12 protein-coding genes are annotated in these 11,024 nt (G+C 74.4%); 9 read left to right on the forward strand and 3 right to left on the reverse strand.

The window, feature by feature from the left end; all coding sequences use genetic code 11:
• The 3 genes from ACFWEK_RS12540 to ACFWEK_RS12550 form a co-directional block, all read left to right on the forward strand.
• A partial coding sequence (locus ACFWEK_RS12540; protein ID WP_430554260.1) for a LuxR C-terminal-related transcriptional regulator occupies positions 1 to 1,632 on the forward strand: 1,632 nt, incomplete at its 5' end.
• A 101-nt stretch (positions 1,633 to 1,733) separates the two neighbouring features.
• Positions 1,734 to 1,946: a hypothetical protein gene (locus tag ACFWEK_RS12545; protein WP_430547976.1), complete on the forward strand. Its 213-nt coding sequence runs from the start codon at positions 1,734 to 1,736 to the stop codon at positions 1,944 to 1,946.
• 149 nt (positions 1,947 to 2,095) lie between these two features.
• On the forward strand, positions 2,096 to 2,977 hold the full coding sequence (locus tag ACFWEK_RS12550) for a DUF3097 domain-containing protein (protein WP_430554261.1): 882 nt from the start codon (positions 2,096 to 2,098) through the stop codon (positions 2,975 to 2,977).
• Positions 2,978 to 2,986: 9 nt separating this feature from the next.
• Here ACFWEK_RS12550 and ACFWEK_RS12555 read toward each other — a convergent pair whose 3' ends face one another.
• Positions 2,987 to 3,562, reverse strand: a complete 576-nt coding sequence (locus ACFWEK_RS12555; RefSeq protein WP_430547978.1) for a DUF4282 domain-containing protein — start codon at positions 3,560 to 3,562, stop codon at positions 2,987 to 2,989.
• A 120-nt stretch (positions 3,563 to 3,682) separates the two neighbouring features.
• Between ACFWEK_RS12555 and ACFWEK_RS12560 the strand changes: the two genes are divergently transcribed.
• On the forward strand, positions 3,683 to 4,180 hold the full coding sequence (locus ACFWEK_RS12560; RefSeq protein ID WP_430554262.1) for a DUF4870 domain-containing protein: 498 nt from the start codon (positions 3,683 to 3,685) through the stop codon (positions 4,178 to 4,180).
• 84 nt (positions 4,181 to 4,264) lie between these two features.
• On the opposite strand, the gene hemW is transcribed toward ACFWEK_RS12560, so the two are convergent.
• Positions 4,265 to 5,539, reverse strand: a complete 1,275-nt coding sequence (gene hemW, locus ACFWEK_RS12565; RefSeq protein WP_430554263.1) for a radical SAM family heme chaperone HemW — start codon at positions 5,537 to 5,539, stop codon at positions 4,265 to 4,267.
• Positions 5,539 to 7,413: a translation elongation factor 4 gene (gene lepA / locus ACFWEK_RS12570; protein ID WP_430548026.1), complete on the reverse strand. Its 1,875-nt coding sequence runs from the start codon at positions 7,411 to 7,413 to the stop codon at positions 5,539 to 5,541. Before lepA ends, hemW begins: the two co-directional genes overlap by 1 nt.
• A 171-nt stretch (positions 7,414 to 7,584) precedes the next feature.
• On the opposite strand from lepA, the gene ACFWEK_RS12575 reads away from it, so the two are divergent.
• The 5 genes from ACFWEK_RS12575 to rpsT all read left to right on the forward strand — a co-directional run bounded on the left by ACFWEK_RS12575 (position 7,585) and on the right by rpsT (position 10,937).
• Entirely contained in the window at positions 7,585 to 8,145 is a 561-nt protein-coding gene (locus ACFWEK_RS12575) for a DJ-1/PfpI family protein (protein ID WP_430554264.1), read from the forward strand.
• 44 nt (positions 8,146 to 8,189) lie between these two features.
• A complete protein-coding gene (locus ACFWEK_RS12580; RefSeq protein ID WP_430554265.1) occupies positions 8,190 to 8,999 on the forward strand; it encodes a maleylpyruvate isomerase N-terminal domain-containing protein in 810 nt (269 codons plus the stop codon).
• 45 nt (positions 9,000 to 9,044) lie between these two features.
• The gene (locus ACFWEK_RS12585; protein WP_430554266.1) at positions 9,045 to 9,857 is read left to right on the forward strand and encodes an alpha/beta fold hydrolase; all 813 of its coding nucleotides are present in this window, start codon (positions 9,045 to 9,047) and stop codon (positions 9,855 to 9,857) included.
• A gap of 21 nt (positions 9,858 to 9,878) precedes the next feature.
• Positions 9,879 to 10,439, forward strand: a complete 561-nt coding sequence (locus tag ACFWEK_RS12590; protein WP_430554267.1) for a type II toxin-antitoxin system PemK/MazF family toxin — start codon at positions 9,879 to 9,881, stop codon at positions 10,437 to 10,439.
• 237 nt (positions 10,440 to 10,676) lie between these two features.
• Entirely contained in the window at positions 10,677 to 10,937 is a 261-nt protein-coding gene (rpsT, locus tag ACFWEK_RS12595; protein WP_430547985.1) for a 30S ribosomal protein S20, read from the forward strand.
• The last annotated feature ends 87 nt before the right edge of the window (positions 10,938 to 11,024 follow it).

Raw genomic sequence — 11,024 nt, forward strand, 5'->3', positions numbered from 1 at the left:
GTGCCCGAGACCTACGGGCAGGCCTCCTCGGCCGTGGTCGCCGCCGCGGGCGAACGCGCCCTCGAGCTCTGGGAGCTGGTGCCCGACGCCGAAGGGGTCGCCGGGCTGCACCGTGCCGCCCTCCTGCGTCACGTGTCCGTCGCCCTCCAGGACGCCGCGCAGATCGAGCGCGCGGCCGGGCTGGCCCGCGAGGCGGTGGAGGAGTGGCCCGCCGACGACCCCGCCGGGCGGGCGCAGGCGCTGTCGACCCTCGCCCACATCCTCGGCAAGGCCGGCGACCCGGGCTCGGACCGGATGCTCGACGAGGCGCTCGCGCTCCTGCCGGCGGACGACCACGCGGGCCGGGCGCCGTTGCTCCGGCTCAAGGCGCGCAACGCGATGATGGACCACCGGCACGCCGAGGCGATCGCGGCCGCGAGCGACGCCCTCGCCGCCGCGACGGCGGTCGGCGACCACCAGAACGCCTCGCTCGCTCTCAACCTCCGCGCGATGAGTCGCCTGGACCGCGGAGACCTCGACGCGCTGGACGAGCTCGAGCGGTCCCACGAGGTGGCGGGCGACGACTGGCGGGCCCAGTGCCACTACTACACGAACGCGTCCGACACCCGCCTCAAGCTCGGGCAGTTCGCCGAGGCGGAGCACCTCGCCGAGTCGGGCGCGCAGATCGCCCGCGCCCTCGGTGCCGGATGGGCCACCCGCGCGATGCTCGAGGGCAACGTGGCAGAGGCATGGATCGGGTCCGGCCGGTGGTCCGACGCCGAGGCCTGGTACGCACGGTCCGTCCCGCTCATCGACCCCAGCGACTACGCCGTGTACCTGGGCGAACGGTGGACGTGGCTCACGATGTGGCGCGGGGACGTCGACGCCGCCCAGTCCCGGGCACGGGTGCACCGCACGACCTGGGAGCGCTTCGGCCGCGTCGAGGAGCAGATCCGGGCGCGGGTCTCGGCGACGCTCGCCGAGCTCGCCCTCCTGCGCGACGACCTGGACGACGCGCTCGACCTCGTCCGGATCGCCGTCGACCCCGACGTCCTGGGCCCGTTCTACCGGCTCACGACGCTCGCCGTGGCCGCGCGCGTGCTCGACCGCGCCCGGAGGTCCGGGCGGCAGGTCGACGTCGCGCCGTACAGCGCGGCGCTGGCGACGTGCACCCTGTGGCCGACCTACCCGACGTGGGCGGCGCTGTTCGCCGCCGAGCTCGGCGACGGGTCGTGGGAGGCGGTCGTCGCGGCGGACGGACCCGCGCACCTGCGGCCGTACGCCCTGTACCGCGACGGCGCGTCCCTGCTCGAGGCCGGCGACCGTGCAGCGGCGCGGGAGCGGCTGGACGCTGCGGTCGAGGCCGCGGACGCGATCGGCTGCGGCCTCGTGGGCGACCAGGCCCGCATGCTCCTCGACGGCGCGGGCCTCGCGCGCGGCACCTCTCGCGCGCGGCAGCCCGACCGCGCGCTCACGGACCGCGAGCGCCAGGTGCTCGCTCTCGTCGCCGAGGGCCTGACGAACGGGCAGATCGCCGAGCGGCTGTTCATCAGCCGCAAGACGGCGTCGGTGCACGTCTCCGCCATCCTGCGCAAGCTCGGCGTGTCCAGCCGCACCGAGGCGGCGCTCCTGGCGCGCGAGGACCCCTCCTGACGTCGCCCGACGCACCCGTACACATGCCCTGAGCAGTCGTGTACGGGAGGCCGTGCGCCCTCCTCCCTAGGCGTGACACCACACCCCGGCTGGAGGACATCATGGATCCGCACGTGTACGACATGCTCTTCGAGCGCCGTCAGGAGGAGCTCGAGCGCGAGGTCGCGCTGCGCCGCCTGGCGCACCAGCTCCGCGCCTCGCGCCGCGCGCTCCGGGACGCCGTCGCGGGCCCGGAACCGGCGGAGCCGGTGCAGCCGGTGGAGCCCCGCCGTCGTCCCGCGGTGGCACCGCTGCACCGACCGCGCCACGCGTGAGCGGAGCACGCAGCAGCGTCACACCCGACCCCGCTCGCCCCGACACGCACACCCCGCACCCCCACCGCGCGCCGTCCGGTCCCATCCGGGCGGCGCGCGGCGCGTGTCGGGCGCCGCTCCCCCGCGGTCGCGACCGTAGGCTCACGGCCGTGCACGACCGCTACGGCTCCGACGTCCTGTCCTCCTCCGGCTCCCGCTCCCCGGGCGCGCCGGACGGCTCCGCGCACCATCGCCGCCGGCCGGTGTCCCGGCCCCGCGCGGCCGACCACGGCCTCGTGGTCGAGGAGGTCACCACGGGCTGGGTGGGCGCCGTGGTGCGCGTGGAGAAGTCGGGCGGCATCCACCTCGTGGTGCTGGAGGACCGGCGCGGGCGCACGCGGTCCTTCCCGCTGGGCCCGGGCTTCTGGGTGGACGGGCAGCCGGTGGAGCTGACGGCTCCCGTGACCTCCCGCGCCCCCGCGCGGCCCACCCGGACGGCGTCCGGCTCGGTGGCGGTCCACGACCAGCGCGCGCGGGTGGCCCGCGGGTCGCGCATCTGGGTCGAGGGCAAGCACGACGCCGAGCTCGTCGAGAAGGTGTGGGGCGACGACCTGCGCGTCGAGGGCGTCGTGGTCGAGCTGCTCGACGGCGTGGACAACCTCGCGGACGCCCTCGACGAGTTCGCACCGACGCCGGAGCGGCGGGTGGGCGTGCTGGTCGATCACCTGGTGCCCGGCTCGAAGGAGCGGCGCCTCGCCGACGACGCCCTGCGGCGGGTGCCGCGCGGGACCGTGCTGGTGCTGGGCCACCCGTACGTCGACGTGTGGCAGGCCGTGAAGGCGGAGCGGCTGGGTCTGGCGTCGTGGCCCACCATCGAGCGGGGCACGGAGTGGAAGCGCGGCATCCTGCGCGAGCTGGGCTGGCCGGCGTCGTCCACCGAGGACGTCGGCCGCGCGTGGCAGCGGATCCTCGCGACCGTGCGGGACTACCGCGACCTCGACCCGGCCCTGCTGGGCCGGGTCGAGGAGCTGATCGACTTCGTCACGGCGTGACCGCGGCGCTCAGCGGGTGCGGATGCCGTCCCGCTCCGCGTAGGCGTTGACCTTCTCCGACACCGAGATGACGGCGACGAAGAACTCCAGCGTGATGCGCGCGAGCGCCAGGTACACGAGCGCGATGATCCACCCGAACACGAGGTAGAGGATCCCGCCCCAGATCGACTGGGAGAACGTGGCGACGAGGCCCGACAGCCACGCCAGCGCGACCAGCACCGTGACGATGATGTAGACGACCTTCACCACGCTGGGCGTGATGTACCGGCTGAAGGAGTAGTCGAACAGCGCGCTGAGGAAGCCGCTGCCCTCGCCGTGGGGCGTGATCGGCCCCGCCGACCGGTCCGGCGGGTACTCGGACCCCGGGTACAGACCCGGGTCGGGCATCCGCCCCTCGTACGGCTGCTGCGGCGAGGCGTACGGCTGGTCCCCGTAGGGCGGCTCACCGCCGTGCGGGGGCGGCCCGGCGGGCGGCTGGTGCCCGTACGGCGGCTGCGGGGCGGGCTGGCCGGGCGGCGGCTGGTACCCCGGCTGACGCGGCGGCTCCTGGGGGTCGCCGGGCTGCTGCGGCGTGTTCTCGCTCATCGTTCCTCCTGAGTGGTCCGGGCGACGCACCCGGCGGGGTCGGCGCCTTCGCCCACTCTGGCCGCACCCGAACGCCTCCGCCACCGCACGTGACCACCGCAGATGCGCGAAGATGGCTCCATGAGCACCCCGCCGTACGGACCGCCGCCGCAGCAGCCACCGGCGGGTCCGCCCCCGGGCCAGCCACCCTACGGCGGCCCGCCGCCCGGCCAACCGCCTTACGGCGGCCCGCCCCCGGGACAGCCTCCGTACGGGTACGGCCCGCAGCCCCTGTCTCCGTCGGACGAACGCACGTGGGCACTGATCGCCCACCTGGGACCGCCGGTGCTGTCGCTGCTCAGCCTCGGCCTCCTCGGCTTTCTGACGCCGCTGCTGATCTGGCTGTTCCTGCGCGACCGGAGCGCGTACGTCGGTGATCAGGCCAAGGAGTCGCTGAACTTCCAGATCACGCTGCTCATCGGCTACGTCGTCGGCTGGATCACGGTCTTCCTGCTCGTCGGCTTCGTGATCCTGCTCGCGGTCTGGGTCCTGTCGATCGTGTTCGGCATCCTCGCGGCGGTGGCCGTCAACCGCCACGAGGCGTACCGCTACCCGCTCAACATCCGCCTGATCTCCTGACCCACCCGCCGCGCGGGAGTCGAGCGTGCTGGCCTGCTCCTCGAACGGACCGTTCGAGGAGCAGGTCAGCTCGCTCGATGCGGTTCAGGGGGTGAGCTCGCGGACGACGGAGTCCGCGAGGAGGCGGCCCCGGCGGGTGAGGACGACGCGACCGCGCACGGCGGCGACGCCGTCCAGCAGGCCGCGGGCGACGAGCCCGGCGACCGCCGCGCGCCGCGACGGGTCGAGGGCCGCGACCTCCAGCCCCTCACGCACCCGCACCCCGAGTAGCACCCGCTCCAGCTGGGCCTCGGCGGGCGTGAGCAGCTCGCGGCCCGCGCCCGGTGACGCGCCGGACTCCAGGAGGGCGGCGTAGCGCCGCGGATGCTTGACGTTCCACCAGCGCACGCCGGCGTGGGTCTCGGCAGGCTCGACCGACGACGGGGCCGCGACGTACGAGTGCGCGCCCGGGCCGATCCCCCACCAGTCGTCGCCGCGCCAGTAGGCGAGGTTGTGCCGGCAGGCGTGCTCCGGCCCGCGCGCCCAGTTGCTCACCTCGTACCAGCCGAGGCCGGCCCCCGTCAGCAGGTCGTCGGCCAGCTCGTACTTGGCGGCCTGGTCGTCCTCGTCGGGCAGCGCGAGCTCGCCGCGGCGCACCTGGGCGTGCATCTTGGTGCCCGGCTCGACGACGAGCGCGTACGCCGACACGTGGTCGACGCCGGTGGCGAGCACCGCCTCGAGGGACGTCTGCCAGTCCTCGAGGGACTCGCCCGGGGTGCCGTAGATGAGGTCGAGGGAGACGTCGAGCCCGGCGTCGCGCGCCCAGGTCACGACGTCGGGCACGCGGCGCGGGTCGTGGGTGCGCTCGAGCGTCGCGAGCACGTGCGGCACCGCGGACTGCATCCCGAACGAGACCCGCGTGAACCCGGCGTCCGCGAGCAGCCGCAGCGACGCGGGCGTCACCGAGTCCGGGTTGGCCTCGGTGGTGACCTCGGCGCCGTCCGCGAGCCCCCACGCCTCGTCGACGCCGCGCAGGATCCGCGCCAGGTCCGCGGCGGGCAGCATCGTGGGCGTGCCGCCGCCGAAGAACACCGTGGACACGGGGCGCGACCCCAGGCCCGCGCCGTCGAGCACGCGGGCCGCGAGGTCGACCTCGCGCAGGGCGGTGGTGGCGTACGCCGCCTGGTTCGCGCCGCCGCCCAGCTCGGACGCCGTGTACGTGTTGAAGTCGCAGTAGCCGCAGCGCACCGAGCAGAACGGCACGTGGACGTACACGCCGAACGGCCGGCCGGCGCCGTCCGGAGCGGACGGCGAGGGCCGCACCCACCCCGGCAGCGAGCCGTCGTCGGGCACGGGCGTGCCCTCAGGCAGCGCGGGCACTACTTCTTCTTGTCCTTGGCGTCCTTGCCGCCGCCGCCGTCCGAGGAGAGCGCGGCGATGAAGGCGTCCTTCGGGACCTCGACGGACCCGATGTTCTTCATGCGCTTCTTGCCCTCCTTCTGCTTCTCCAGCAGCTTGCGCTTACGGCTGATGTCGCCGCCGTAGCACTTGGCGAGCACGTCCTTGCGCATCGCGCGCACCGTCTCGCGGGCGATCACCCGGGCGCCGACGGCGGCCTGGATCGGCACCTCGAACTGCTGGCGCGGGATGATCTCCTTGAGCTTCGCCGTCATCATGACGCCGTAGTCGTAGGCCTTGTCCTTGTGCACGATGGCGCTGAACGCGTCCACCTGCTCGCCCTGCAGCAGGATGTCGACCTTCACGAGGTCGGCCGCCTGGTCGCCCGAGGGCTCGTAGTCCAGCGAGGCGTAGCCGCGGGTGCGGGACTTGAGGTGGTCGAAGAAGTCGAAGACGATCTCCGCGAGCGGCAGCGTGAATCGCAGCTCGACGCGGTCCTCCGACAGGTAGTCCATGCCGAGCATCTGCCCGCGGCGGTCGTTGCACAGACCCATGACCGTGCCCACGAACTCGCTCGGGGCGAGGATCGTCGCCCGCACCACCGGCTCGCGGACCTCCTTGATCTTGCCGCCCGGGAACTCCGACGGGTTGGTCACCTTCACCTCGGTGCCGTCGTCGAGCGTCACGTCGTAGACGACGTTCGGGGCGGTGGAGATGAGGTCGAGGTCGAACTCGCGCTCGAGCCGCTCGCGGACGATCTCCAGGTGCAGCAGGCCGAGGAAGCCGACGCGGAAGCCGAAGCCGAGCGCGACCGACGTCTCCGGCTCGTAGTTGAGCGCGGCGTCGTTGAGCTTGAGCTTGTCGAGGGCGTCGCGGAGCGCCGGGTAGTCCGTGCCGTCCACCGGGTACAGGCCGGAGAACACCATCGGCTTCGGGTCGCTGTACCCGCCGAGCGCCTCCTCGGCAGGCTTCGCCATGTTCGTGACCGTGTCGCCGACCTTCGACTGGCGCACGTCCTTCACGCCCGTGATGAGGTAGCCGACCTCGCCGACGCCGAGGCCCTTGGTGGGGATGGCCTCGGGCGAGATGACGCCGATCTCGAGCAGCTCGTGCGTGGCGCGCGTCGACATCATCGCGATGCGCTCGCGCGGGTTGAGGTTGCCGTCCACGACGCGCACGTACGTGACGACGCCGCGGTAGGTGTCGTACACGGAGTCGAAGATCATCGCGCGGGCCGGGGCGTCGGCGTCGCCGACGGGGGCCGGGACCCGCTCGACGATGCGGTCGAGCAGCGCCTCGACGCCCTCGCCGGTCTTGCCGGACACCTTGAGGACGTCCTCGGGGTCGCCGCCGACCAGGCCCGCGAGCTCCTCGGCGTACTTCTCCGGCTGCGCCGCCGGCAGGTCGATCTTGTTGAGGACCGGGATGATCTCGAGGTCGTTCTCCATCGCCAGGTACAGGTTGGCGAGGGTCTGCGCCTCGATGCCCTGCGCCGCGTCGACCAGCAGGACGGCGCCCTCGCAGGCTGCGAGCGAGCGGGAGACCTCGTAGGTGAAGTCGACGTGCCCCGGCGTGTCGATCATGTTCAGCGCGTGGGGCTGCTCGCCCAGCTGCCACGGCATGCGCACGGCCTGCGACTTGATCGTGATGCCGCGCTCGCGCTCGATGTCCATCCGGTCGAGGTACTGCGCCCGCATGGCCCGCGGCTCGACGACGCCGGTGAGCTGCAGCATGCGGTCGGCGAGGGTCGACTTGCCGTGGTCGATGTGCGCGATGATGCAGAAGTTGCGGATGAGCTCGGGCGCCGTGGCGTTCGGCTCGATGCGCGCACGCAGCGCGGGTCCGGGGATGGGCAACGCGATTCGCTCCGTCAGGGTCGCTGGATGGGTGTCGTCGGTGGTGACGAGGCCCGCCCATTGTCCCATGAGGTTGTCCGCCGCGGTCCCGGGCACGTCCCGCGTGCGGGCTGCGCGCACCGCTGCGTACGGTCGGGGTCCACCGACCGACGTGACGGGAGGAGCCCCGACATGACCGACACCGCACTGACCGGCAAGCGCGTCCTGGCGATCGTGACGAGCTACGGCGTCGAGCAGGACGAGCTGGTCGTCCCGCTCGAGCACCTGCGCGCCGCGGACGCGGAGGTGGTGATCGCCTCGAACGAGCCGGGCGACGTCCGCACCCTCGTCGGCGACAAGGACCCCGGGCGGTCCGTGCCCGCCGACACGACGTACGACGCCGTCGACCCCGACGGCGTCGACCTGCTGCTGATCCCGGGCGGCACCATCAACGCGGACACCCTGCGCCTGCAGGAGGCCGCGGTCGGGCTCGTCACCACGTTCGCGCACTCCGGCAGGCCCGTCGCCGCCATCTGCCACGGGCCGTGGGCGGTGGTCGAGGCCGGGTGCGTCGGCGGCGCGACCCTCACCTCCTACCCGTCCCTCGCGACCGACGTGCGCAACGCCGGCGGCCGCTGGGTGGACCGGTCCGTGGTGCGCGACGACGGCGCGGGCTTCCCCCTCGTGACCTCCCGGACCCCCGACGACCTGGACGACTTCCTCGGCGAGGTCGACGCCGTCCTGGGCTCCTGAGCCACCCCTCCCGGACGGGCCGGCCCGGGCGCTAGCCTCGCGCCATGCCGACCCCGCCCGCCGCGCAGCCCTGCCCCGTCGTCGACCCGTGCACGGGGCGCCGCGCCGACGGCGGCCCCGAGCCCGACCGCCTGGCCCTGCTCGCCCGGCTGCAGGGCGAGTTCGCCTCCGCGGTGGCCGACGTCGCGCCCGACGCTCTCGTCCCGGCCTGCGGCGACTGGCGCGCGGACGAGCTGGTGCGGCACCTCGCGGGCGTGCACCACTGGGCGGCAGGCATGGCGGTGGGCGACCCGTCGCGCGACGAGGACCTGCCCGCCCCCGACGGCGGGGCCGCCGTTCTCCCCGCGCTGTACGCGCGGCACGCGGCCGCGTTACGGGCCGCGCTCGAGGAGGCAGGGCCCGACGGCGCCGCGCAGACGCTGCTCGGCGACGGCCCCGCGTCGTTCTGGTGGCGGCGACAGCTGCACGAGACGCTCGTGCACCTGCACGACCTGCACGCCGCCCGCCTCGGCTCCGGACCCGCCGCCCTGGCCGCGGTCGACGTCCCGGCCGAGGTGTGGGCCGACGGCGTCGACGAGGTCGTGACGGTGTTCCAGCCGCGGCAGGTGCGGCTCGGGCGGATGGCGTCGCTCGCCGACCGGCTCCGGGTGGTCGCCTCCGACCTCGGCTGGACCTGGACGCTCGGTGACTCCGCGTCCTCCGCCGACGACAGGGTGGACGCGACGCTCACGGCGCCGGCGCAGCGGCTCGACCTGCTGCTGTGGGGGCGGCTCACGCCCGCGGAGGCCGGCGCCGTCGTCGAGGGCGACCTGGACGCGGCGCAACGCGTGCTCGCCGAGCCGCTCGTGCCCTGACGGCCCCGACCGATGAGTCGCGGCGCGCCGGTCGGTCCACCCGGCATGAGCGACGAGACCGCCACCTCCCCCGTCTCCGCGGCCACGGCCACCACCGCGCGCGGCGACCGCGTCACCTACGACCTGCGCGGCACGGGGCCCGCCGTCGTCTTCGTCGCCGGCGCGGGGCCGTTCCGCGCCGTCGACCCGGTGACGACCCGCACGGCCGAGCTCCTGGCGCAGGCGGGCGTCACGACCGTCGTGTTCGACCGGCTCGGCCGCGGCGACTCCCCCGCCTCCGGGCGTCTCGACCTGGACCGCGAGCTGGACGCCGTCGCGGCCGTGCTGGACGTCGCGGGCGGGGCCGCCGTGCTCTGCGGGCACTCGTCCGGCTGCTCGATCTCGCTGCGCGCCGCCGCGGCGGGCCTGCCTGTCCTGGGGCTCGCGCTGTGGGAGGCGCCGCTGGAGTCCGGCGCCGACGCGACCGCGGCGTGGGCCGGGGAGTTCGAGCGCCGGCTCGACGCCGGCGACCTCGAGGGCGCCACCGAGCAGTACATGAAGGACATGCCGCCCGAGTGGCTCGCCGGGGCGAAGGCCTCGCCGGACTGGCCCGCGATCGCGGCGTCCGCCGTCTCGCAGCGTGCCGACGCGCTGTCGCTCGTCTGGGCGACGCGGGCGCTGGAGGACGGCGGGCTCGCGGGCCTGGCGGTGCCCCTGCTGGCCATGACCGGGGAGCGGACGTTCCCCGGGATGCCGGAGGCCGCGCGCGACCTGGCCGCGGCGGTGCCGGACGGCACCGCCGAGACGGTGGCCGGTGCCGACCACTCGTGGGAGCCCGAGGCGATGGCCGACCGGCTGGCGCGGTTCGTGCTCGAGTGAGCCGCACGTAGGCTGTCCGCCGTGGCGAACCGATGGCTGAACCTGCTGGTGGACGTGCTGCGCTCGGCGACCCGCCCGTCGTCGCGCGGCTCCGCGCGGCCCACCTCGACCGCCCGTCCCTCGAGCCCCCGCCCCACGTCGACCCGGCGCGGCACGACGACGCCCGCCCGGGCCGCCGGCTACCCCGGCGACTACACGGGCACGGTGCGCCCGGTGTACTCCCCGGACATGGACGGCGAGCCCGACCCGGGCGAGGTGGTGTGGACGTGGGTGCCGTACGAGGAGGACCACAGCCAGGGCAAGGATCGGCCGGTGCTCCTCGTGGGCCGCGACGGCCCGTGGCTGCTGGCCCTGCAGCTCACCAGCCAGGACCACGACCGCGACGCCGCGCAGGAGGCCCGGCACGGGCGCCTCTGGATGGACGTCGGCACCGGGGCGTGGGACCCGCGGAAGCGCCCGAGCGAGGTGCGCCTGAACCGTGTGATCCGCGTGGACCCGCAGGCCGTGCGCCGCGAGGGCGCCGTCATGGACCGCCGGACGTTCGACCGCGTCGCCCGGGCGATGGCGGACGCGCGCCGCTGATCCGGCGTCCGGCCTGACCTGGGACGGATGCCCGGGGCGGAGCGCACAGGACGGCACCGCGCACGCGATTCTGTCCGGCTGGACCCCTCTGCTATCGTTGATGTTTGCGTGTCCGCCCAGGTCGGCGGGCACCGCCGCAGTTCCTCTCCACGGGTTCCCCACCCCAGTCCCGGAGCTGTGGCCGCCCTCTACGACCTATCCGCTCGCCGGCAGGCGAACACACCAGGAAGTCCACACGTGGCAAACATCAAGTCCCAGATCAAGCGCATCAAGACGAACGAGAAGGCGCGCCTGCGCAACAAGGCCGTCAAGTCTGAGCTGAAGACCTACGTGCGCAAGGTGCGCGAGGCCGTCACCGCGGGCGACAAGGAGGCCGCGACCACCGCGCTGCAGGCCGCGTCCCGCAAGCTCGACAAGGCCGTCTCGAAGGGCGTCATCCACGCCAACCAGGCCGCGAACCGCAAGTCGGCCATCGCGAAGCAGGTCGAGGCTCTCTGAGTCGCCTGTAGTCGTCGCGCTCCGTCCGCCTGACGCCTCTCACGTCCGGCCGGACCAGCAAGGCTCCGAAGGGCGCCGCACCCACCG

Origin of the sequence: Isoptericola sp. NPDC060257 (genome assembly GCF_042726645.1) — a bacterium.
Classification (GTDB): Bacteria; Actinomycetota; Actinomycetes; order Actinomycetales; family Cellulomonadaceae; genus Isoptericola; species Isoptericola nanjingensis.